The following is a 23,797-nucleotide window of genomic DNA, read 5'->3' on the forward strand; positions in this document are numbered from 1 at the left end:
GAAAGTGTTTCTTCAGAGACCAGTTCTATAATACCAACGTCGAAATAGCATCAGATAGCACACCCGTCCCGCCAAGCTATTGGCAAAAACAGCAGTTCTGTTTCTTTCGATAACAGCCCCAGTTTAAAATAGTCAGACACCTATTTTTACTTCGGCGAGCATCCTTTTCGCGGCTAGTCATTGGTGTGTCATGCACCTCATTAGCCGGTAGTCGTGAATTTCGCAACCTCTACCTCACCATTGATGAGGATTTTATTAAGTTTTTCATGTACTATACTAACGAATCTAATGCGTAAATGCAAGTTTTTTTTTGAAAAAAAAAAGTTTTTGGATTGCTGGTGTTAGACATTTTTTAACGCTTCACGAACGGTGCTGAAGGTTGGAATATTTGGCAAACGACTATCGTAATTGACCATTAACATCGCGAATTTGGGTGAGACACCTGTAAGCATTAGACTAACACCAGTTAGTTTCGTCAACGCTAGGAACTTGATGAGGTTGGCTGCAATATCGTCATTGAAGTCCGCAAGGCCTGAAATGTCCATAATTAAATAATCAATATGGTTATCATCGAGATACGATGCGACATTTTGTGTCATTTCTTCAAAACGATCAGTAGAAAGTGCACCAACGAGTGGTAATACGGCGACGCCTTCCTGGACGGGAACAATAGGTGTAGACATCTTCACGATTTCTTCGATGGAGTCCTCCAGTAACATCTTGTATTTTTCTTCACGAGTAACATCCCTTTGAATCCCAATAAAATAGTTTTTACCCGACTCTTCGTCATAAATTGGATCAATTGTTAGCTCATTGAAGAAAATTTCGCCATTTTTACGGTAGTTTTGCAGGAAAACATTTACGTTTGTTCGATTTTTCACGGCTTGACTAATTTTTGCAAGTGCGGCTTTATCAGTTTTGCGGCCTTGGAGCATACCACAATTTTTACCCATCACTTCATCGGATGTATAACCAGTAATCCGTTCAAATCCGCTGTTTACATAAATAATCGGGTTTTTCGGAAGATCACCATCTGTAATAATTACGCCAACACTAGTCATATCCAATGCTTTAGAAATAATTCGAAATTGTAACTTCGCTTCCTTGTTTAACACTTGCTACACACCCATTCCATTTGATTTACACAACCCTATCATACCAAAAACTATAAAAAATAGGAATCCTAAAAATAATAAAATGGTGATAAAATAGTAAGAAATCACCTTATTTTGATGAATTGATGTGCGAAAAATTCAAAAATGTAGTAACATAAGAAGGTAATATAGAAAGAAGAGAGGAGTTATTTTTGTGCAGCAACCTTCTATAAAAGAATTAAAGGAATGGCGCAATGTGATGTTAATGCATCGTTTCGCCCTAGAGGAAGTCAATACGAAGTTAAAAATCTTAAATGATGAGTTTCAATTTATTCATGATTATAATCCGATGGAACATTTGAAATCACGAGTGAAAAGCTTTGAAAGTATTACAACAAAACTAGAACGAAAAGGCTTAGATATAACGCCAGAGAACGCCTATGCTCATGTTCGTGATATCGCGGGAATCCGTATCACTTGTTCTTTTGTTTCAGATATTTATAAAATTTATGAAATGTTAGCGAACCAAGATGATATGACTATTTTAAATGTGAAAGATTATGTAGAAAATCCTAAACCGAACGGGTATCGGAGCTTTCATTTAATTTGTGAAGTACCTATTTTCTTAACAAATACATCTCGCAAAATGTGTGTGGAAATCCAAATTCGTACGGTGGCGATGGACTTTTGGGCCAGTCTCGAACATAAAATTTATTATAAGTATAAATCAACGGCTCCAGCGCATTTGACGCAAGAACTATATGAAGCTGCGGCCATTATTCAGCATTTGGATGATAAGATGAAATATTTAAATGATGAAATTGACCAGTATAAAAATGAGGTAGAGGGCAAGGAGTAAGGGGAGGAAAAAAGATGGATATATTTTATTACGTACTCATTATGTTAGCTGCCATCTTGATTTCGAATGTTGTTAATCGATTTGTGCCATTCGTATCGATACCTCTAATTCAAATTGGATTAGGGGTGTTAGTGGCATTTTTACCGCTAGCTTTTGAATTGAAATTAAACCCAGAATTATTTTTAGTGTTGTTTATTGCACCGCTACTATTTAATGACGGGAAGAGATCAGATCGACAGGCGCTATGGAATTTACGAGCACCAATCCTGATGTTAGCATTAGGGCTTGTTTTCGTAACGGTGTTTGTTGTAGGCTACTTTGTTAACTGGATGATTCCAACGATACCTCTCGCGGCAGCTTTTGCACTGGCAGCGGCACTTGCACCAACGGATGCCGTAGCAGTGAGTTCTTTGTCTGGACGTATTGATTTGCCAAAAAAAATCACGCATTTGCTTGAGGGCGAAGCGTTGATGAATGACGCATCTGGTCTTGTAGCATTCCAATTTGCGATTGCAGCGATGGTAACTGGTGTGTTCTCGCTTTGGGATGCCTCTGTTGAATTTGTTGTGGTTGCAGTTGGTGGGATTATTTGCGGTCTCGTGTTAACATTTATCAAATTCAGGTTTTTAAAATGGATGCGCAAGCTGGGTATGGAAGATGTCACATTACATATGTTAATTCAAATTTTGACGCCATTTGTGATTTATTTGGTGGCAGAAGAATTTCATGTTTCAGGAATTCTAGCCGTTGTTGCTGCTGGAATTATGCATGCTTTTGAAAGAAAGAAAATGGACCCGATGTCTGTGAAGCTAAACGTAGTATCGCAGGGAACGTGGTCGGTTATCATTTTTGTGTTGAACGGTTTAGTGTTTATTATTTTAGGTACGCAATTGCCGGACATTATTCAAGTCGTATGGGAAAACTCAGGCATTAGTAATTGGCAGGTGCTACTCTATATTTTACTTATCTCATTTGGGCTTATTGCGATTCGCTACTTGTGGATTCATTTGGGCTGGCTCAGTCTGCATCTAATGAAAAAGGAGGATATGCGTAAACCAAATCTACGTGCTATGATGTTAACCTCCTTATCTGGTGTACGAGGGGCGGTAACACTAGCTTCGGCGCTGTCGATTCCGTTTGTACTTGGTGACGGTAGCCCGTTTCCGGAACGCTCGCTCATCATTTGTATCGCATCAGGCGTTATTTTGTGCTCGCTTATTATTGCGACGGCGATTTTGCCAATTTTGGCTCGAAAAGATGAGACGAAATCGGACAGTCCACGCGCGGAACAAACAATGAAGTTGATGGTTTATCGCTATGTGATTGACAACCTAGGCAAAGAAGTAGATGCCGATAGCAAGGCTGCAGCACAAGCTGTGATGGACGACTACCGGCAACGGATGCGCGATGTGCAAAAACAAGATTTAGATATGACGAAACAGCGTGACATCGAGATTGGTCAACAACAATTGCGTTTAGAGATTTTAGGCTGGGAGCGCGAAAATACCCAACTACTTCTTAAAAACGGCGAAATAGATGAAAAAACAGCGTACCGCTATGAAAAATACATCGATGCGTTAGAAAATGCTTTGACGCACAAATTAAGAACGCGTTATCGTATGATGGGAATAATGGCTAAACGCCTAACCCGTCAGCTGTTACATCCAAAAGAATGGAGGCGAGCAAGAGAACGAATCGCCGAAATGAAACAAGATCCAGAGCGTGGCCGTGCGCAAATGGAAACAATCCGTTTGCTACGTGAGAAAAATGCAGCATTCGTGACGGAGAAATTAAACGAACGCCTTGGAGACATGAATCCGGCTGTTATTTGGCCGCTTATTAATGAAAATAAACGTATCGCAGAACAAATGCGCCGCGATCGCGTTGTACCAAAATCAAGAGAGAAATTCGAACAACAGAAAAAAGATGTCCAACTACAAGCTGTTCAACTAGAACGAGACATCATTCAAGAATTATTCGAAAAAGGTAAAGTTTCACGTGATCTAGCACGCGAACTACGACAAAATCTAAGCCTATACGAGACATATTATTTAGGAACAGAAGACTTAGCATAAATGAAAAAACTAATGGAGCAATGAGATCTTCATTAGTTTTTTTTTTGTAAAAAAGTATTGCGGGGAGGTCACTTCGTGTTGTATAATAATCAATGCTGTAGTAAACATGAAGTTTAATATCACTAAACAATAATGACTCGGAGTTTACTTCTACTAAACTAACAGGAAGGTTGCGACTATGGATATAGGGAAGCGGATTAAGAATTTACGACTTAGTAAGAATTTGACGCAAGAAGAACTTGGGGAACGAACGGATTTAACAAAGGGTTACATATCGCAATTAGAGCGCGATTTAAGCTCACCTTCCATCGAAACATTATTTGATATTTTAGAAGTGCTTGGCTGTTCGCCAAAGGAATTTTTCGATGAAGCAGAGCAGGAACAAAAAGTAGTGTACGACGAAACGGAGCATACTTTTTTTGAAGATGAGGAAAAAGGGTATCAAGTAAAGTGGCTTGTTCCAGAGTCTAACGAGAAAGAAATGGAACCGGTCTACGTCACATTGTTTGCCAAAGGGGCATTTAAGCAGTTCGAGCCCTCGCTTTCAGAAACGTTCGCCTATGTATTAGAAGGCAAAGTAACGATTAAGTTAGGTAAAAAAACATATACTGCCAAACAAGGTGAAGCGATTTATTTCCATGCTTCGGATGAACATCAAATATATAATGAAGAAGACACGCCAGCGACCGTCATTCTGGTTGCGACGGATTCGTATTTGTAAGGAGGAAACACGGATGGCAGAAACAATTATTCGCTTTGAAAATGTAACAAAGCAGTTCGATAATGATCCACCGGTACTTGATAATGTTAGTTTTGAGATTGAAAAAGGGAAGTTTTATACATTACTTGGCCCCTCTGGCTGCGGTAAAACGACGATTTTGCGCCTGATTGCTGGTTTTTTAGAGGCGAGTGATGGCAAGATTTTTCTAAACGATAAGGTCATTAATGAAATTCCAGCGAACAAGCGACCTGTAAACACGGTTTTTCAGGATTATGCGTTATTTCCGCATTTGAATGTCTTTGAAAACGTGGCTTTTGGCTTGCGTATTAAGAAAATGAAGAAAGACGTGATTCAGCAAAAAGTCGTGGAAGCTTTGCGTTTTGTGAACTTGGCTGGTTATGAAAAACGGGAGATTACGGAGATGTCTGGTGGTCAGCGGCAACGTGTGGCGATTGCTCGTGCGATTGTGAATGAGCCGGAAGTTATTTTGCTGGATGAGCCGTTATCTGCACTGGATTTGAAGTTGCGTACAGAAATGCAGTATGAATTACGTGATTTGCAGCGCCGACTTGGTATTACGTTTATTTTTGTGACGCATGATCAGGAAGAAGCGCTTGCGATGAGTGATGAGATTTTTGTTTTGAATAAAGGCGAGATTCAGCAAAGTGGAACGCCGATTGATATTTACGATGAGCCGATTAATCGCTTTGTGGCGGACTTTATCGGAGAGTCGAACATTGTTTCTGGGAAGATGATTCAAGATTTCGAAGTGGAATTTGTGGAGCGTCGTTTTGAATGTGTCGACCAAGGTTTCAACCCGAATGAGGTTGTGGAAGTGATTATTCGCCCTGAGGATTTGGAAATTACGACCGAAGAAAAAGGCAACTTGCGTGTCACCGTAGACTGGGTATTATTCCGTGGGGTGCATTACGAAATTGGTTGTATTGATGAAGATGGCAACGAGTGGCTGGTTCATTCTACGAAAAAAGCAAAAATCGGTGAAAAATTAGGTCTAGCATTCGATCCTGAGGCGATTCACGTAATGCGTCTTGGTGAGACAGAAGAAGAGTTCGATGCGCGTCTGGAAAGTTATGAAGAGGCGTAGGCGATGACAAAGCGAGCGCGTACATTCTACCTTGTTCCTTATGCCATCTGGATTTTATTATTTGTTATCGCACCGATTTTGTTGATTGTGTATTACTCGTTTTTTGATATTGATGGGAATTTCACGTTTTCGAATTATGTTGATTTCTTCACGCCTGTTTATTTAAAAATGACGCTGAGTTCGTTTTGGTATGCGTTTTTGATAATGCTATTTACGTTATTGATTTCGTATCCGACGGCGCTTGTTTTGACGAAATTAAAGCATAAGCAGTTGTGGTTGTTATTAATTATTTTGCCGACATGGATTAATTTGTTGTTGAAAGCCTATGCGTTTATGGGGATTTTCGGAACATATGGGACGGCGAATCAATTTTTGAGATTTATTGGTGTTGGTACGAAGCAGATTTTGTTTACGGATTTTAGTTTCTTATTTGTTTTCGACGTATATTTTTATTCCATTTATGATTTTGCCGATTTTTAATGCGTTGGAGGAGATGAGTCCCTCGCTAACGAATGCGGCGCAAGATTTGGGAGCTTCTCGTTGGACCACGTTTTGGCGCGTCGTGTTTCCAATTACGCTGGATGGCGTGAAAGCGGGGTGCCAAGCGGTGTTCATCCCTGCGCTTTCGCTATTCATGATTACTCGTTTGATTGCTGGAAATCGCGTTATTACGCTTGGAACCGCGATTGAAGAACATTTCTTGGTAACGCAGGATTGGGGAATGGGCGCCACCATTGGTGTATTCTTAATCATCGCGATGATTATCATTATGTTTGTTTCTGGCGCGAAACGGAAAGGGGCGGCAAAATGAAAAAAGGTAACAAATGGGGCAAAATTTATTTAGCCGTCGTATTCATTGTTTTGTATGCACCGATTTTTTATTTGATGTTTTATTCCTTTAATGCTGGCGGGAAAATGAGCCATTTCAGTGGTTTTACGCTGGATTATTATAAAGAGGTTTTTCAGGATACACGATTGTTAATTATTGTGTTGAATACGTTTGTGGTCGCTTTGCTTTCATCAGTGATTGCGACGATTTTCGGGGTGCTCGGTGCGCTTGCAATTCGCTACATGCCACGTCCGTTCACGAAAAACTCTTTGCTTAGCTTGAATAATGTTTTAATTGTAAGTCCAGATGTTGTTATTGGGGCATCGTTTTTGATTTTCTTCACGATTTTAGGCGTGAAATTAGGCTTTATTTCGGTACTTGTTTCGCATATTGCGTTTAGTATTCCAATTGTTGTCTTGATGGTATTGCCGAAATTACAAGAGATGAGCCCAACGTTGATTGATGCAGCGCGTGATTTGGGTGCTAGTCAATGGAATGTGCTTAGCAAAGTGATTTTGCCGTACATTGCGCCTGGTGTTTTTGCTGGCTTTTTCATGGCGTTGACGTATTCATTAGATGATTTTGCGGTGACATTCTTTGTAACAGGAAATGGCTTCACAACACTATCTGTTGAGATTTATTCGCGGGCTCGCCAAGGGATTTCGCTTTCGATTAATGCCCTGTCGACGTTGCTATTCCTATTTACAATCGTGCTTGTTATTGGATATTACTTCATTAACAAACGGAACGCGAAGGGCACGCAAGGATTGGAGGTGCCGCCAAAATGAAGCAATTAGTTCGTGTTTTTGGTGTGGTTATTATTGCAGCGGTGCTGATGATGGTGCTTGCGTTTTCACTGAACAAGTCGGAAGGTTATTCTGGCGGGAACACGCTAACAATCTATAATTGGGGCGATTACGTGGACCCTGCCTTACTGAAAAAATTCGAAAAAGAGTCAGGAATTAAAGTTATTTATCAAACGTTTGACTCAAATGAAGCGATGATGACAAAAATCGAACAAGGCGGGACAACGTTTGACATTGCTGTTCCGAGTGACTATGCGATCAGTAAAATGCGCGAAGAGAACTTGTTGATTCCGCTGGATAAATCGAAGTTGCCGAATATGAAATATTTAAATCCGCGTTTCATGGATTTGTCTTTTGATGAAGGAAATAAGTATTCGATGCCGTATTTCTGGGGCACGCTCGGCATTATTTACAACAAGAAAATGATTCAAGATATTCCGTTCACGAGTTGGAATGACTTATGGCGCCCTGAATTGAAAAATCAAATTTTGCTTATCGATGGTGCGCGTGAGGTGATGGGGCTTGGGCTAAACAGTCTTGGCTACTCACTGAATAGTAAGAACAAGGCGGAACTGCAAGAAGCTTTGATGAAACTAAAAGAAATGACGCCGAACGTAAAAGCGATTGTTGGCGATGAAATCAAGATTTTGATGGCAGGCGACGAAGCTGGCGTGGCGGTAACTTTCTCTGGGGAAGCGGCAGAGATGCTCAGCGAAAACAAGAATTTAGAATATGTGATTCCAAAAGAAGGTTCTAATTTATGGTTTGATAATATGGTTATTCCGAAGACCGCTAAAAATGTCGATGGGGCGCATAAATTTATCAATTTCATGCTAAAACCTGAAAATGCAGCGCAAAATGCGGAATATGTTGGGTACGCGACGCCAAATGAAGCGGCAGTGAAACTTTTGCCAAAAGAAATGTCTTCTGATAAACGTTTCTATCCAGACCTAGACCAATTGAAGAACTTGGAAGTGTATGATAATCTCGGTAAGCGGATGTTGTCTTACTACAATGAGTTATTTTTAGAATTTAAGATGTATCGCAAGTAGACCATTTAACTAAAATCGCCCAATCACGATGTTTTTGACAGTTATTTATTGTAATGAAACCTTTCATCGTCTATAATCCAGATGTAGCACAATTCGAAAGGTGGAGAAAGAAATGGCAAAGTTATATCCTTATTTAAATTTTGAGAATGCAAAAGAATCTATGGATTACTACAAAGATGTATTTGGGGCAACGCTATTGCAACGCATGCCGATGGATGAAAATATGGCTAAAGCATGGGGAGTTTCAACGGAAAACCTTGAAAATACAACAATCCACGGTGGGTTTGTTGTTCTAGGAAACACGATTTTCTGCAGTGACCGTTTCGGCGATGCGGATTCATTCTCATCAAGCGTCACATTAATGCTTGATTTCAACTCAGAAGATGCAGATGATGTAGCGGCTTTGGATGCACTATACAAACGAGTGACAGAAAGCGGTGTTGAAATTATTGATCCACTCAAGGAGCAATTCTGGGGTGGCAAGATGGGAATCATTAAAGATAAGTATGGTCTTCTGTGGATGTTCCACGCACAGCCATATTCTAAATTACAATAATCATAAAAAGGGCATGTTCTTGCGGTTTCAGCGAGGATGTGTCTTTTTTTAACTTGATTTCCTTGCAAAAGAAGCATAAAATCAAGAAGTTAGCTTAGCAAAACTTTAAAGTGCAAGGAAGTGAACACATGTTTCAACATTTACCTGATTCATTTTTACAGATGAATACGATTTTTATTTCAATTATGATTGAGGCCTTACCGTTCGTATTGATTGGTGTTTTTATTGCAGGTTTCATTCAAATGTTTATTTCTGAAGCGTTTATTGCTAAGATAATGCCGAAAAACCGGTTTTTAGCAGTAATTGTGGGTTCAGTGATTGGTGTACTTTTTCCATCATGTGAATGTGGAATTGTACCTATCGTTCGAAACTTGATTGCAAAAGGAGTACCACTGCATGCGGGAATTGCATTTATGTTAACGGCACCGATTATTAATCCTGTAGTGCTATTTTCAACATATGTCGCATTTGGAAGTACGTGGGAAATACCATTATTACGCGTTGCAGGGAGCTTAGTCGTCGCGATGGTCGTTGGCTGCGCGATTGCTTATTTTTATAAAGGGAACGGCTTGAAAGAGAAATTTATGTTATATGAAACTGCTGGTGAGAAGAAGGCGAAAGAACAACAACCAGTCATGGCGATTGCAGGAATGGATGTCGGTATATCAACAGGTTCGACGCATACATTAGCACACGAAAAAGAACATCACCATGAGCACCATCATCACGAACATGAAGCAGAAGTGGTGACGATGAAGTCCAAAGTTTGGCATACGCTACAACACGCAGTAGATGAGTTTTTCTCAGTGGGAAAATTTCTCGTCTTTGGCGCATTGATTGCGGCGGCAATGCAGACGTATATTAAAACATCTACACTTGTCTCTATTGGACATGGACCTGTTTTGTCCATCTTACTCATGATGGTACTTGCGTTCATCTTATCGCTTTGTTCGGAAGCAGATGCTTTTATTGGCGCGTCATTCCGCAGTGTTTTTTCTACACAATCCATCGTCGCATTTTTAGTGTTCGGCCCAATGCTTGATATTAAAAATTTGATGATGATGATGGCAACTTTTAAAGCAAAATTTGTCGCGTTTATTGTTGTTGGTGTAACCATTACTGTGTTTGTTTATGCATTATTAATTTAGGAGGAGGGCGTTTTATGTTTCGTGTTTTTATACTATTTGGTTTCGCCTTCTATTTGATGCAGTTGCATATTACTGGGGATATTAGTAAGTACATCAATATGAAGTACTCCTATTTATCACTAGCGGCGATGATTGCAGCCTTTTTTACTCGGTTTAGTACAGTTAATTATGATTTTCCGTGACGAAGATTTGGAGCATGACCACGACCATAATGGACATACACATGAAGGCGAGAATACTTTCTGGCGTAAAATCTTAGTGTATGGCTTGCTAATTTATCCGTTAGTCGCTGGATTTATGTTTCCAATCGCTACCTTGAATTCAACGATTGTTGATGCGAAGGGTTTTCACTTTCCGAAGAATAATGCAGCTGGTGATGATCCTTACGCGATGAACCAATTTTTGAAACCTGATACGAGTGGTTATTTTGGTAAATCTGATTACGATAAGATGATTGCTAAGGAAAAAGCCGCGATTATTCATGACAATCCGATTAAGGTGACAGATGCGAATTATTTAATGACAATGGAAATTATTTATACGTATCCTGGTGAATTTGAAGGGAAACAGATTGAATTTACTGGTTTTGTGTATAATGATCCTGTAACAAAAGGTGGCAACTTATTTGTTTTTCGGTTCGGTATTATTCACTGTGTGGCCGACTCTGGCGTGTACGGTATGCTTGTAAATATGCCGGATGGGGAGACCGACCTTGCGAATGACACATGGGTGAAAGTGAGCGGAACGATTGCACAAGAGTATTATGCTCCTTTCAAAATGGATATTCCTGCTGTAAAAGTAGAAAAATACGGCGAAATTCCAAAACCGAAAGATGTGTATGTCTATCGTACCTATTAAGTTTAGGCAATGTGTATTGCGGCGTGTTTTTGATTTATAGATAGCGCCTCAATATACGTTGTTGCGTAAATGAAGAAGATGCGTTATGCTTAACCGTGTGAAAACGAAAACAAACTAGAGAAGGATGGAAATGAATATGAATCATTATTCACCCTACTTTCACTTTCCGCGCGAAGATTGGCGTAAGCTGGAAGTAAGTAAAGACCAGATGTTAACAGCGGAAGAACTCGAAAATATTAGAGGACTAAACGATCGCATCTCACTCGAAGATGTTGCTGAAATATATTTACCACTCGTTAAATTATTAGCGATTCACTACCATGAACAAGTGTTTATCCACGGCCAGAAGATGGAGTATTTAAAGCGCCATGCCACGCATACACCGTTCGTCATAGGGATTGCAGGAAGCGTTGCTGTTGGTAAAAGTACGACGGCGCGAGTACTCAAAATCATGTTAGATCGCTGGTTTTCTAAAACACGCAAAGTAGAGCTTATCACAACCGATGGCTTCTTACATCCGAATGCAGTATTGGAAGAAAAAGGTTTGATGGAGCGTAAAGGCTTCCCGGAAAGCTATGATAGGGGGCGTTTTGTTGCTTTTTTGAATGATTTGAAAAGTAACAAAGAGAATATTGAAGTACCGCTGTATTCGCATTTTACATATGATATTTTGGATGAGACGCGCGTCATTAATCAGCCGGATATTGTGATTGTGGAAGGGATTAACGTGTTACAAGTAGATCCTGAACAGGCAGTTTTTCCGAGTGATTTCTTTGATTTCTCCATTTATATTGATGCAGAAGAAAGCCAGATTAAACGCTGGTATTTGGAGCGGTTTTTTTTGTTGCGTGAGACAGCATTTCAAGATACTAGCTCGTATTTTCATCGGTATACAGAAATTAGCGAAGATGAAGCTCGCCAGTTTGCTTTAGACACTTGGGAGAAAATCAATGGGGTTAATCTGAAGGAAAACATTGAGCGAACCAAATACCGCGCCCAACTCATTTTGAAAAAAGGCGCAGATCATCTGATTTCAGACGTTTATTTGAGGAAGTAGAAATAGAGTTGAAAAGAGATAAGAAATGTGCTAAAAGGATTTTAAGGAAAAAGAGAATCGATAGACACACAAAAGAGCCTCGAAGCTGCTCAAAGACATCGGGGCTTTTTTTATTGCGTTGTGATTGGGACTTTTATCGTCCATTTTTGGTCCGGCTGCTACGATGCTCCAACCAGTACTTGTAAGTAACGAGTGTCACTCCTACAAGAATCGGACCATAAAAATGAGCTCGAAGGTTAACGACAAATCCATTATAGCACGGCTGTTGGCAGTGTTTAAGCTTTTTTCACAACGTTGTTTTTTAAATGATTATATGGATTTTTAAGCCCTTAGTAGCGTATTGCTTTACAATTATTTTTTTTGATGTACAATAAAAGTGAGTAATCACTCATTTTTTGTGGAGGAGGTTTTTTGAAATGGGAGAAGTAGCAGTTCGGGTAGATAATCTTGCGCTATCGTTTGGGAAAAAGCAGATTTTGACGGATATTGGACTGGAAGTGAATAAGGGTGAGATTTTTGGGTTAATTGGTCCTTCTGGTGCTGGAAAAACGACGCTTGTGAAGGTTATTGTTGGAATGGAAAAAGGAGACACTGGTGAGGTGACGGTTTTAGATACGCGGATGCCGAATCTTGGTGTTATTGGAAAACTTGGATATATGGCACAGTCGGATGCGCTGTATATGGATTTGACTGCGAAGGAAAATATGGAATTTTTCGCGGCGCTTTATTCTTTGAAAGGGGCTAAGCGCAAGGAACGGATTGCATATGCGGCGAAATTAGTAAATTTGGAAGATGAGTTAAACAAGCAGGTAAGTGATTTTTCAGGTGGGATGAAACGGCGCTTGTCACTTGCGATTTCGATGTTGCAAGACCCAGATGTGTTGATTTTGGATGAACCGACTGTCGGAATTGATCCGGAGTTGCGTAAATCGATTTGGGATGAGCTGGATACGTTGAAGGAACAGGGGAAATGTATTCTTGTGACAACGCATGTGATGGATGAGGCGGAGAAATGTGACCGGCTAGCGATGGTTCGTAATGGGAAAATTATCGCGGTAGGCACCCCTCAGGAGCTTGAGGCGAAGACATCTACTGGAAAATTAGAAGATGCTTTCTTACAGTTCGGAGGTGCGCAATCATGATAAGAGTCATGGCGATTGTGAAACGGATTGCGAATCAGTTTAGACGGGATAAACGAACATTAGCACTGATGTTTATTGCTCCACTGATTTTGATTACGCTGATTAACTATTTGTTTGATGGAGATGCGGTGGACCCGAAAGTCGGTGTACAGGGCGTGTCATCGGAAATGGTGGCACAACTGAAGGACACGGATATTAAGGTGAAGCAGTATGACACTGTTTCTAATGTGAAAAATACGATTAAGTCAGATGATCTGGATGCTTTTATCAAACAAGATGGGGCAGATGTTCAATTGACTTTTGAGAATAGTGATCCAGGGGTTAGTAAGCAAATTCAGATGAAATTGCAGGCGGCTTTGATGGCGGAGCAGAAAGATGCGATGAAACAGTTTGGGGAATCCATGCAGGAAACAGCGGCAAAGGTGCAACAGTCCTTGGCGGCTGTGGCGAAACAATATGCAGCACAAACGGGTCAGCAATTAGCTATTCCAAAAGTGAATTTGCAAATTCCAGATCAGCAGCAGTTGGCCATCTCGACGGATTATATATATGGGGATGCGGATACGACGTTTTTTGATACGATTGGACCGATCTTTATTGGTTTCTTTGTCTTCTTCTTTGTGTTCTTGATTGCTGGGATTTCGTTCTTGCGTGAGCGGACCACGGGAACTCTGGAGCGTTTGATGGCAACTCCGATTAGGCGTTGGGAATTGGAAACGGGGTATTTACTCGGTTTCGGGATTTTTGCTTTGGCGCAGTCGATTATCGTGGCGCTATACTCGATTCATGTGCTAGATATGGTACAAATGGGCTCGATTTGGTATGTGTTATTGATTACGTTGATGTTAGCGATGGTTGCTTTGACGTTGGGAATTTTATTATCGACGTTTGCGAATAATGAGTTCCAGATTGTGCAGTTTATTCCGATTGTTATTGTACCGCAAGTTTTATTCTGTGGGATTTTCCCGTTAGAAGGAATGGCGGACTGGTTGCAGTGGATTGCGCATATTATGCCACTTTATTATGGTGCGGATGCGTTGACATCAATTATGGTGAAAGGCGAGGGATTTGCTGGTTTTGCAACAGATTTCTATATTTTAGTAGGATTTGCACTCGTATTTATGATTTTAAACATTTTTGCCTTGAAAAAATATCGTAAAATGTAGAAAGGAGTAGCGGAAATGGTGGATAATAATGATATTCTGACGCAGATGCTAGAAGTGGCGAAGCAAGATAAAAACATGAGTGAAAAACAGAAAAAAAATTGTTGCGGCGGCGATTGAATTGTTTGCAGAACGCGGTTTTGCAGCAACATCTACGAGTGAGATTGCGAAGCGTGCGGGTGTTGCGGAAGGGACGATTTTTAGGCATTATAAAACGAAGAAGGATTTGCTGACGTCGATTACGATGCCAATTATGATTGAGAGTGTTGCACCGTTTTTAGCTCGAAATTTTGTTGCAGAGGTTTTTGAGCAGGAATATCCTGATTTTAGGTCGTTTTTGATGGCGTTAATTCGGAATAGATTTGAATTTGCGCGCGAGAATAGTAGTGTGTTAAAGATTTATATGCAGGAATTGTTGTATCATGATGAGATGAGAGAACAGTTTTCGAAAATTTTTATGGTGCATGTCAAGGATCAGTTTGATCGGATTATTAATTTCTATAAAGCGCGTGGGGAGGTTAATGATATGCCCAATAGTACAATTATGCGGGCATTGATTACAAACATAATGGGCTTTTTAATAACGCGATTTATGATTATGCCTCACGCAAAATGGGAAGATGATGCTGAAATCGAACGCACGGTGACGTGTATTTTAAATGGTATATCATGAAAAAAGAAGGAATCTCGATGGCGGAGGTTCCTTCTTTTGTGTTTAATTCTTGCGTGAATCAGCGACGATATGAATATCAATGCCATCAGTCTCGCGCATAATCGCGCCGACAATGGAGCCTTTGGTGAGTTCTTCTAGGCGGGTTTTGACGGATTGGCCGAGGATGATTTGCGTGATGTGGTGTTTTTTCGCAATCTCTGTGATGACATGAAAAATTTTACGGTTATTTTTTTTCTCCACGATAAAAGTAGCACCGAATTCTGTGGCGAGTTTTTTCCACGTGCTGTATTTTTTCTGTGTATAGGGATCGAGTTCATTGTAATCGCCTGATATTGCCGTTAGAATGAATAGTTCGGCTCGTAACCGATTGGAAATACGCCAGCCGCGACGGATGAGTTTTTCTGCGTTGTCATCGTTTTTGATGCAAACAAGAATTTTTTCATTCATGGCGATGGCTTGGCGCCTCGCTTCTTCTTTATCAGTTTTGTCATCTACGTCATCGGCGACTTCTCGCAAAGCTAGTTCTCGGAGTGCGGAAAGGTTACGCTGTGTAAAGAAATTCTCAAGGGATTGATTAATCTTGTTGCTGGCGTAAATTTTACCTTCGCGTAGTCGTTTCTGAAGTGTTTCGGCAGTGATGTCAATGAGGATGACTTCGCTTGCGACGTCTAGCAGATAATCGGGAATGCGTTCGCGGACCTTGACACCCGTAATTGTTTGAATGACATCGTGCAGACTCTCTAAATGCTGAATATTAACTGCAGATAGCACGTTGATTCGGTGGTCGAGAATTTCCAGTACGTCTTGGAATCTCTTGGCGTGCTTGGAGCCTGGAATGTTGCTGTGAGCGAGTTCATCAATGACAACCACATCAGGATTGCGAGCAATAATTGCTTCTACATCGAGGTCGTGAAAGGTGGTGCTTTTGTAGTCGATGCTCTTTAACGGAATAATTTCTAAATCGCCAATCATGGCGGCAGTTTCTTCCCGATTGTGCGTTTCGACAAGGCCGATAACGACATCGATGCCTTCTTTCGCAAGTTCGTGTGCTTCTGTCAACATGCGGTACGTTTTTCCAACACCAGGCGCAGAGCAATATAGATTTTTAGTTTGCCTTTTTTTTAGCCGTTCGATTTCTTCTAAAAGTTCTTCAGGGGTTTTGCGGCGGAATGAAAAATCTTGTTCTTCGGACATCGATGTGTCACCTCCTTAATCAATGAGTTCGTTTAGTGCTAAATTCAGTTGCAAAACATTAACGCGTGGTTCGCCAAAAATACCAAGGGAGCGGTTTGTCGTGTTATCAGATACAAGTTCTGAAACGATTTTTGTATCGAGTTGGTTTGCTTTGGCAACGCGGTCTACTTGCAGTTTCGCGCTAGCGACGGAAATATCGGGATCAAGTCCAGAGCCTGAATTAGTGACAAGATCGGCTGGGATATTGCTGCTAGACATTGTTGGGTTTTCTTTTTGTAGTGTTGCGATGCTGTTTTCCACGCGTTTTTTTTTTTAGTTCTGGATTGGACGGAGCTAAGTTTTCAGAACCGCTGGCGCTAGCGTTGTTAGCAATGGATGAAACGCGGCCGTGAAAATACTTATTCGATGCAAAATTTTGACCAATCCATTTTGAACCAACGACTTCTCCATTTTTTTCAATGAGGGAGCCATTTGCTTTACTTGGAAAAATGACTTGGGCGACTCCGGTTGCTGCGAGCGGATAAATCAGTCCGCAAATAACGATAAAGACAAGTGATAATCGTAATGCTTTCATCTTTATTTTCCTCCTAGATGAAGACCGAAACGGCCAAATCAATTATTTTTATACCGAAAAATGGGGCGATAACTCCGCCGAGTCCGTAAATGAATAGGTTTTTTTGTAGTAACTTGCTGGCTTTCATTGGAACGTATTTCACGCCTTTCATGGCTAATGGTATTAGAATCGGGATGATAATCGCATTGAAAATCAAAGCCGAGATAATGGCACTAGTCGGGGTAGCGAGTTGCATGATATTGAGTTGATTCATTGCAGGGATGGCAATAGCAAACATCGCTGGTATAATCGCGAAATATTTAGCGATGTCATTTGCAATGCTGAATGTTGTTAGTGCACCACGAGTCATCAGTAGTTGCTTCCCGATAGAAACGACTTCGATGATTTTTGTTGGGTCCGAATCAAGGTCGACCATGTTTGCGGCTTCTTTAGCTGCGATTGTTCCTGAATTCATCGCCAGTCCAACGTCTGCTTGGGCAAGTGCCGGCGCATCATTGGTGCCATCGCCTGTCATTGCTACGAGTTTACCGAGTGCTTGCTCGTCTTTAATGACTTGGATTTTGTCTTCGGGTTTGGATTCAGCGATATAGTCATCCACGCCTGCTTCTGCCGCAATAGTTTTAGCGGTTAATGGGTTGTCGCCGGTACACATAATTGTTTTAATGCCCATTTTGCGCAGTTCGGCGAAGCGTTCTTGCATACCAGGCTTCACGGTATCTTTTAGATAAATAAAGCCATATACTTCATCATCAACCGAAACGGCAAGTGGTGTTCCGCCAAGCCGAGCGATGCTGTCGCCAACTTCTTGCATATTTACTGGTAATTCGCCGCCTAAATCTTGTACCCAACGGCTAATCGAGTCGGCTGCGCCTTTTCTAATTTTGCGTCCGTCTAGTAAAGTGATACCGCTCATACGAGTGTTTGCTTGAAATTCGATTTCTTCGGCAATTTGTGATGTATCGTCCAGAAACGCGATTTCCATTTGTTTTGCAAGGATAAGCACGGATTTTCCTTCTGGCGTGTCATCTTTTAAAGAACTAATCGCAGCAATTTCTGCAACTTCTGCCACAGAATGTCCACCAACCGGCAAAAATTCACTAGCCATCCGATTTCCAAACGTAATCGTACCTGTTTTATCTAAAATAATCGTATTGATGTCTCCAGCAGCTTCCACGGCTTTCCCGCTCATCGCTAGAACGTTAAAACGAGTCACCCGGTCCATTCCCGCAATACCAATAGCAGAAAGGAGGGCACCGATTGTCGTTGGAATAAGGCAAACGAGCAGAGCAACAAGCGTCGTCATCGACAGCATAACACCATTAAAACGAGCAATCGGATAAAGTGTAATAACAACAATAAGAAAAATAATCGTGAGCGTAATAAGCAAAATTGTGAGTGCTATTTCGTTCGGCGTTTTTTGACGTTTAGCGCCTTCTACCATGGAAATCATCTTATCAAGAAATGATTCACCAGGATTGCTTTCGATGCGGACTTTAATGGCATCACTTAACACCATTGTTCCGCCAGTTACAGAAGCAAAATCACCGCCACTTTCTTTGATGACAGGAGCAGATTCACCGGTTATTGCAGATTCATCGATGGAAGCAAGGCCCTCGATAATTTCGCCATCACTTGGTATTAAATCGCCAACTTCCACGAGTACGACATCCCCTTTATGCAGGTTAGATGCAGGTACTTGTTTCACTGAGCCATCTTTTTGAAGCAGTTTTGCAGTCGTATCTGACTTCGTTTTCTTGAGCGAATCGGCTTGTGCCTTGCCGCGCCCTTCCGCAAGACTTTCCGCAAAATTGGCAAACAGAATTGTTACGAACAAAATGATAAATATCGCTAATTCATAACCAAATGCGCCAGTGACGCCGAAAAAGGAAGGGAAAAGCATAAGCAACAAGACAACAAAAGTTCCGACTTCGACAACAAACATGACGGGATTTTTAATCATGTCAACAGGATTTAATTTTATAAAACTATTTTTTATCGCAGTGAATATCATATCACGGTTAAATAACGCCATTTTTTTCTCCATTTTTTTACACTCCTACAAAGTTAAACTTTCGGCAATTGGACCAAGTGCTAAAACAGGCAAGAAGGTTAGAGCACCGATAACGAGCACCACCATCACTAAAATACCCGTAAACAAGCCATTGTCCGTTCTAAAAGTCCCAATCGTTTCTGGGATGAATTGTTTCTTCGTCATCGAACCTGCAACGGCAAGTAACAAAACGATGGAAATATAGCGTCCTAAGAAGATCACGACTCCAGTCATCAAGTTCCAGAAAGACGTATCGTCGCCAAGACCTTCGAATCCAGAACCATTATTAGCCGCAGAAGAAGTAAATTCATACAGAACTTGCGTCATCCCGTGAAAACCAGGATTAGAAATGGCTTCCGTACCGACCGTTGTCAGCAAAGCCGCGGCTGTTGGAATTAAAATAATAATCGGATGCACGAGTAATGTTAGCGTAATCAGCTTCATTTCGCGCGGCTCAATTTTGCGTCCCAAAAATTCTGGCGTACGACCAATGAGCAAACCACACAAAAAGACACCAAGCATCGCGTACATCAACATATTTATCAAGCCAACGCCATCGCCGCCAAACACAACATTAAGCATCATCAAGGCAAGCGCCCCCATGCCACCAAGCGGTGTCAGCGTATCATGCATATTATTCACCGACCCAGTCGTCGCGGCCGTCGTAATCGTACTAAACAAGGTGGAGCCACCAAGCCCAAAGCGCATTTCTTTACCTTCCATACTGCCTTGCGCGTTCGAAACACCAAGTTGCGTCAATACTGGATTTCCCGCTTTTTCCGACATGAAAATCAAACCAAGAAAAACAAGGAATAACACAAACATCGCGGAAAAAATAACCCAGCCTTGCTTTTGATTTTTGGCAAAACGTCCGTAAGTATAGGTAAGTGAAGCGGGAATCGCCCACATCGCAAGCATTTCAATCACGTTTGTCAGTGGGGTTGGATTCTCAAAAGGGTGCGCCGAATTGGCTCCGAAAAATCCGCCACCGTTCGTACCTAAGTGTTTAATCGCCTCAAGCGAAGCCACCGGACCAAGCGCAATCGTTTGCTTTACACCTTCTAGCGTTGTCACCGTATGCGAACTAGCAAGCGTTTGAGGAACCGCAAGAGCCACCAAGACAAGCGTCAAAATAAACGCAAAAAGGCAACAACAAGCGCGTAATCGAGCGTGTAAAATCCTCATAGAAATTCCCAAGCGTCGTGCCCTTACTCGTAATCCCACGAATAAACGCAATCGCTACCGAAAGTCCAGTAGCCGCTGAGGTAAACATCATCATCGTAATAAAAACCATCTGCGTCATGTTCGTGAGTGCTGTTTCACCACTATAATGCTGCAAATTCGTATTCGTCATAAAACTAATCACTGTATTAAAAGCAAGCGTCGGATCAAGCCCACGTAAACCATGTGGGTTCGCCCATAAACCTTGCATAAAAACAACCAAAAAACCAAACACTATCAAAATCCCATTCAAGAGTAACAAGGAAGCAGCATATCGCTTCCAACTCATTGCTGGGCGTTCCTTCAAGCCTGCCAAACGGTAAATACCATGTTCCACCTTTTCAAAAAAACGATTACCTTTCATCGGTGCCCCCGCATAAATCGCATACATATACGTTCCAAGCGGTTTGATTAAGCAACACAAAATCAAAATGACAACAACTATCTGTAAAATCTCCACGTTTAACTATCTCCCTCAATTAAAATTTCTCAGGATGAACCAGTGCGTACACGAGATATCCTAATAACAATACAGCAAACAACAAAATCGCAATCATCGTAAATCCTCCTCAGTCATCATTCCAATAAAAAAATACCCCAGATCCCAATCCGCGGATATAGAACGAGGAATTAAACGCCATCTCATCTCCCTTTTCTAAATCGTGAAATAGAGGTTCAGTCTCCAAATAAATCACGCTTATGCAATTGTTAAAAAACTGATTTTTTAAAAGCCAACATAGCTACAAAAAAACGCGAAACCCTAGTTATACCAGTACTTCATAAAGTGAACTATTATTCCCATTTCCGAGCTATGCGACATATCATACTCCTATTTAAACAAAAAGTAAACCCAAATCTTAAATAATTTTTACAAGTGAGATGGCACAACGTTTTGAGACAAAATAAAAAAGGCAGAAAGTGTTATAAAAAACGACATATTACTTCTATTAATAAATTTATGCAAAGAAGTTTATGAGTCATATTTTTTCTAAATACAAGAAATAATCGCACTAATATATCCTTAATAGAACCATTTTTACGAGCATTTTAACCTATACTAAGAATCGCTTCCATAATCTTAATTAGGAACAGCCATATCTGCATTTTTTTTTGCAAATCTCCTTAATCCAGATTTGTTGCACATCTATAACAACACACATCATTTAAAAAGATAGTGCCAGTAAATCTTATATACACAATCTCCCTTCCAAATTGGCACAACTACAACACCAAAAATAATTTCTGAAATTAAAAGTAGAGCTAATACATCATTTTTAGCATTTCCAAACGTTTCGTATTTCCCGCTACTTTTTTATAATGCTTAATAATGAAAAGAAAAGCAATTTTAAGGGTTAGAAGGATAATAATAGATTATTTATCTATATAATCCTTTATATTAAGTATAATAGTATATATATAAAGATTTAATTAGTTTTTATATCTTTTATGTATAATTTAAAGTACCTCTGTAACAATATATATACAAAAAAAGAAAAAAACATCGCCTAAATTACTCGTAAAAATCCGAAAGAAATAATGTATAATTTGTGTTACATTCCTATTTTGATTCATGAGAGAAGCTGTCATTTCATCTTTCTAGGGGATATTTTATTAAATAGATAATCAAACTTCCCATTTTGCTTTAAAAAGAGTAAAAATTCGGAATTATCTGCTAATAAATATTTTTTTAACACCAAATTCTTGTTTCTTAATAAATCAAAAGCCGACTACTAGGAATGTGTAAAAAGGCAATGGTAACAAATTAATTAAAAAAGGAGACTACAAAATGAATAAAAACAGTTTACTAAAAAAGGTAGGCATAGGGGCGCTCACAACAGCTATTGTAGCTAGTCAATTTGTTTCGACAATACCGTACAACGTACTAGCCGATCAAGTACAGACAAATCAAACAAATGTGCCAAGTGTAACAAGCACGATAGATAAGTCAACTACGACAAGCACAAAAACTAAACCAGTTGTTGGCGCTACAGTTGGAGACTCTGGTGATATCCAATTAGACACATCACTAAATAATTTGTCCGCATGGGGGGCAATTGTAAGTACTTTTTCTACTAATAAATTTGTTTATGAGTCGACAGACCATTATGATGGTTCATCTGATGTCGAAGACAACTATACTATTGACGGTGCGCAAAACGGGCATTATTTACCTCTTGCTAGTATTATGAGAAATACCGAGTATGGGACGATGGTGAGTGTCAAAGCGGGTGATTACCCAACTGCGGGTACACAAGGGCTTGGCCAAGTATTCAATACCGTACCAGGACGTACGTATAGTTTTACGTATACGGCATTGGGTTCTTCCAGAACTCCTGCTAGGTACGGGGTTATTGCGTTCAGTAACTACACAGGTGGTTTACTACAAAATTTAGAACATTCCAATCCTTTAGCTAAAAGTTATATCCCAGAATTGCAAAATTGGGGTGACACCTATACGGATACAGTAACATTTACTGCAACTGGAAATCAGACATACCTACAAATATTAATGTCACCAAATGGAGGAGAACTGTTTTTCCCTAAATTAGGAACTATCGAAAATGTAACAAAAGATACGACGCCTCCGGAAATTACAGCCAGTGACAAAACATTGACAGTGGGTGACAGCTTCGATCCAAAAGCGGATGTCACTGCAAATGATGATACAGATGGTGATATTACCAGCAAAATTGAAGTCACAAGCAACAATGTGGATACATCCAAAGCCGGCACATACAATGTAACATATTCGGTCACAGATGCCGCAGGAAACAATACAACAAAAACAATCACAATCACAGTAAACGATGCTCCAGACACAACCAAACCAGAAATCACAGCGAGCGATAAAACCCTAACAGTAGGCGATAGCTTCGATCCAAAAGCAGACGTTACTGCCAGCGATGATAAAGACGGAGACATCACTAGCAAAATCCAAGTGACAAGCAACAATGTAGACACATCCAAAGCGGGCACATACAATGTAACCTACTCCGTGACAGATGCCGCAGGAAATACAGCGACAAAAAAACAATCACAGTCACAGTAAACGATGCTCCAGACACAACCAAACCAGAAATCACAGCGAGCGATAAAACCCTAACAGTAGGAGACAGCTTCGATCCAAAAGCAGGTGTTACAGCTAATGACAACAAAGATGGCGACATCACTAGCAAAATCCAAGTGACAAGCAACAATGTAGACACATCCAAAGCCGGCACATACAATGTAACATATTCGGTCACAGATGCCGCAGGAAATACAGCGACAAAAACAATCACAGTCACAGTAAACGATGCTCCAGACACAACCAAACCAGAAATCACAGCGAGCGATAAAACCCTAACAGTAGGAGACAGCTTTGATCCAAAAGCAGGTGTTACAGCCACTGACAACAAAGACGGCGACATCACTAGCAAAATCCAAGTGACAAGCAACAATGTGGATACATCTAAAGCCGGCACTTACAATGTAACCTACTCTGTGACAGATGCCGCAGGAAATACAGCGACAAAAACAATCACAGTCACAAGTAAAACGATGCTCCAGACAACAAACCAAACCGGAAATCACCAGCGAAGCGATAAAACATTAACAGTAGGAGACAGCTTCGATCCAAA

At 40.6% G+C, this 23,797-nt stretch carries 17 protein-coding genes, 5 pseudogenes and 1 riboswitch; of the genes and pseudogenes, 16 read left to right on the forward strand and 6 right to left on the reverse strand.

Annotation, left to right across the window (positions count from 1 at the left end; translation table 11 throughout):
* Positions 1–47: 47 nt before the first annotated feature.
* Positions 48–240, reverse strand: a riboswitch (Lysine riboswitch).
* Between the two features lie 101 nt (positions 241–341).
* Positions 342–1,115: a YtvA family blue-light photoreceptor gene (gene ytvA, locus PRIP_RS01540; RefSeq protein ID WP_036099063.1), complete on the reverse strand. Its 774-nt coding sequence runs from the start codon at positions 1,113–1,115 to the stop codon at positions 342–344.
* 193 nt (positions 1,116–1,308) lie between these two features.
* Here ytvA and PRIP_RS01545 point away from each other — a divergent pair, with 193 nt between their 5' ends.
* The 14 genes and pseudogenes from PRIP_RS01545 (at position 1,309) to PRIP_RS01610 (ending at position 15,138) form a co-directional block, all read left to right on the forward strand.
* Entirely contained in the window at positions 1,309–1,953 is a 645-nt protein-coding gene (locus PRIP_RS01545) for a GTP pyrophosphokinase (protein ID WP_036086062.1), read from the forward strand.
* A 14-nt stretch (positions 1,954–1,967) separates the two neighbouring features.
* Positions 1,968–4,028, forward strand: coding sequence for a Na+/H+ antiporter (locus PRIP_RS01550; protein ID WP_036099064.1), 2,061 nt, complete (start codon positions 1,968–1,970; stop codon positions 4,026–4,028).
* 178 nt (positions 4,029–4,206) lie between these two features.
* Positions 4,207–4,749 carry a helix-turn-helix domain-containing protein gene (locus tag PRIP_RS01555; RefSeq protein ID WP_036099065.1) on the forward strand — a complete coding sequence of 181 codons (543 nt, stop codon included), beginning with the start codon at positions 4,207–4,209 and terminating at the stop codon, positions 4,747–4,749.
* A 13-nt stretch (positions 4,750–4,762) separates the two neighbouring features.
* Positions 4,763–5,854, forward strand: a complete 1,092-nt coding sequence (locus PRIP_RS01560) for an ABC transporter ATP-binding protein (RefSeq protein WP_036086058.1) — start codon at positions 4,763–4,765, stop codon at positions 5,852–5,854.
* Between the two features lie 3 nt (positions 5,855–5,857).
* Positions 5,858–6,665: pseudogene (locus PRIP_RS01565) on the forward strand (ABC transporter permease).
* Complete coding sequence (locus tag PRIP_RS01570; RefSeq protein WP_036099066.1) at positions 6,662–7,471, forward strand: ABC transporter permease; 810 nt, start codon at positions 6,662–6,664, stop codon at positions 7,469–7,471. The pseudogene PRIP_RS01565 and the gene PRIP_RS01570 overlap by 4 nt, the downstream one beginning before the upstream one ends.
* Entirely contained in the window at positions 7,468–8,541 is a 1,074-nt protein-coding gene (locus tag PRIP_RS01575; protein WP_036099067.1) for an ABC transporter substrate-binding protein, read from the forward strand. Before PRIP_RS01570 ends, PRIP_RS01575 begins: the two co-directional genes overlap by 4 nt.
* 112 nt (positions 8,542–8,653) lie before the next feature.
* Positions 8,654–9,097 (forward strand): VOC family protein, encoded by a 444-nt coding sequence (locus tag PRIP_RS01580; RefSeq protein WP_036099068.1) that lies wholly within the window; start codon positions 8,654–8,656, stop codon positions 9,095–9,097.
* 128 nt (positions 9,098–9,225) lie between these two features.
* Positions 9,226–10,245: a permease gene (locus PRIP_RS01585; RefSeq protein ID WP_036099069.1), complete on the forward strand. Its 1,020-nt coding sequence runs from the start codon at positions 9,226–9,228 to the stop codon at positions 10,243–10,245.
* Between the two features lie 14 nt (positions 10,246–10,259).
* Positions 10,260–11,103: pseudogene (locus tag PRIP_RS01590) on the forward strand (TIGR03943 family putative permease subunit).
* Between the two features lie 136 nt (positions 11,104–11,239).
* On the forward strand, positions 11,240–12,160 hold the full coding sequence (coaA, locus tag PRIP_RS01595; RefSeq protein ID WP_036099096.1) for a type I pantothenate kinase: 921 nt from the start codon (positions 11,240–11,242) through the stop codon (positions 12,158–12,160).
* A 416-nt stretch (positions 12,161–12,576) separates the two neighbouring features.
* A complete protein-coding gene (locus PRIP_RS01600; protein WP_036099070.1) occupies positions 12,577–13,302 on the forward strand; it encodes an ABC transporter ATP-binding protein in 726 nt (241 codons plus the stop codon).
* Complete coding sequence (locus tag PRIP_RS01605) at positions 13,302–14,468, forward strand: ABC transporter permease (protein WP_036099097.1); 1,167 nt, start codon at positions 13,302–13,304, stop codon at positions 14,466–14,468. The genes PRIP_RS01600 and PRIP_RS01605 overlap by 1 nt, the downstream gene beginning before the upstream one ends.
* Positions 14,469–14,483: 15 nt before the next feature.
* Positions 14,484–15,138: pseudogene (locus PRIP_RS01610) on the forward strand (TetR/AcrR family transcriptional regulator).
* 42 nt (positions 15,139–15,180) lie between these two features.
* Here PRIP_RS01610 and kdpDN read toward each other — a convergent pair.
* The 5 genes and pseudogenes from kdpDN to kdpF form a co-directional block, all read right to left on the reverse strand.
* Positions 15,181–16,332, reverse strand: coding sequence for a KdpD-like non-kinase potassium sensor (gene kdpDN, locus PRIP_RS01615; RefSeq protein WP_036099071.1), 1,152 nt, complete (start codon positions 16,330–16,332; stop codon positions 15,181–15,183).
* Positions 16,333–16,347: 15 nt separating this feature from the next.
* Positions 16,348–16,906: pseudogene (gene kdpC / locus PRIP_RS01620) on the reverse strand (potassium-transporting ATPase subunit KdpC).
* 13 nt (positions 16,907–16,919) lie between these two features.
* Positions 16,920–18,950 carry a potassium-transporting ATPase subunit KdpB gene (gene kdpB, locus PRIP_RS01625; protein ID WP_036099072.1) on the reverse strand — a complete coding sequence of 677 codons (2,031 nt, stop codon included), beginning with the start codon at positions 18,948–18,950 and terminating at the stop codon, positions 16,920–16,922.
* A gap of 12 nt (positions 18,951–18,962) precedes the next feature.
* Positions 18,963–20,637: pseudogene (kdpA, locus tag PRIP_RS01630) on the reverse strand (potassium-transporting ATPase subunit KdpA).
* A 19-nt stretch (positions 20,638–20,656) separates the two neighbouring features.
* Entirely contained in the window at positions 20,657–20,734 is a 78-nt protein-coding gene (gene kdpF / locus PRIP_RS18160) for a K(+)-transporting ATPase subunit F (RefSeq protein WP_077912875.1), read from the reverse strand.
* Positions 20,735–21,963: 1,229 nt separating this feature from the next.
* On the opposite strand from kdpF, the gene PRIP_RS16070 reads away from it, so the two are divergent.
* Positions 21,964–23,226 (forward strand): immunoglobulin-like domain-containing protein, encoded by a 1,263-nt coding sequence (locus tag PRIP_RS16070; RefSeq protein ID WP_052008668.1) that lies wholly within the window; start codon positions 21,964–21,966, stop codon positions 23,224–23,226.
* A gap of 29 nt (positions 23,227–23,255) precedes the next feature.
* Positions 23,256–23,797, forward strand: a 542-nt coding sequence (locus tag PRIP_RS16075; protein WP_241434067.1) for an immunoglobulin-like domain-containing protein, incomplete at its 3' end; no start/stop codon positions are given.

Source organism: Paenilisteria riparia FSL S10-1204 (assembly GCF_000525995.1).
Lineage (GTDB): Bacteria > Bacillota > Bacilli > Lactobacillales > Listeriaceae > Listeria_A > Listeria_A riparia.

Bases quoted from the DNA above. Each gene is read 5' to 3' on its own strand.
- PRIP_RS01585 (WP_036099069.1), top strand. From the start codon at position 9,226: ATGTTTCAACATTTACCTGATTCATTTTTACAGATGAATACGATTTTT.
- PRIP_RS01580 (WP_036099068.1), top strand. From the start codon at position 8,654: ATGGCAAAGTTATATCCTTATTTAAATTTTGAGAATGCAAAAGAATCT.
- PRIP_RS01575 (WP_036099067.1), top strand. From the start codon at position 7,468: ATGAAGCAATTAGTTCGTGTTTTTGGTGTGGTTATTATTGCAGCGGTG.
- PRIP_RS01560 (WP_036086058.1), top strand. From the start codon at position 4,763: ATGGCAGAAACAATTATTCGCTTTGAAAATGTAACAAAGCAGTTCGAT.
- kdpDN (WP_036099071.1), bottom strand. From the start codon at position 16,332: ATGTCCGAAGAACAAGATTTTTCATTCCGCCGCAAAACCCCTGAAGAA.
- kdpB (WP_036099072.1), bottom strand. From the start codon at position 18,950: ATGGAGAAAAAAATGGCGTTATTTAACCGTGATATGATATTCACTGCG.
- coaA (WP_036099096.1), top strand. From the start codon at position 11,240: ATGAATCATTATTCACCCTACTTTCACTTTCCGCGCGAAGATTGGCGT.
- PRIP_RS01600 (WP_036099070.1), top strand. From the start codon at position 12,577: ATGGGAGAAGTAGCAGTTCGGGTAGATAATCTTGCGCTATCGTTTGGG.
- PRIP_RS01550 (WP_036099064.1), top strand. From the start codon at position 1,968: ATGGATATATTTTATTACGTACTCATTATGTTAGCTGCCATCTTGATT.
- PRIP_RS01570 (WP_036099066.1), top strand. From the start codon at position 6,662: ATGAAAAAAGGTAACAAATGGGGCAAAATTTATTTAGCCGTCGTATTC.
- kdpF (WP_077912875.1), bottom strand. From the start codon at position 20,734: ATGATTGCGATTTTGTTGTTTGCTGTATTGTTATTAGGATATCTCGTG.
- PRIP_RS01555 (WP_036099065.1), top strand. From the start codon at position 4,207: ATGGATATAGGGAAGCGGATTAAGAATTTACGACTTAGTAAGAATTTG.
- PRIP_RS16070 (WP_052008668.1), top strand. From the start codon at position 21,964: ATGAATAAAAACAGTTTACTAAAAAAGGTAGGCATAGGGGCGCTCACA.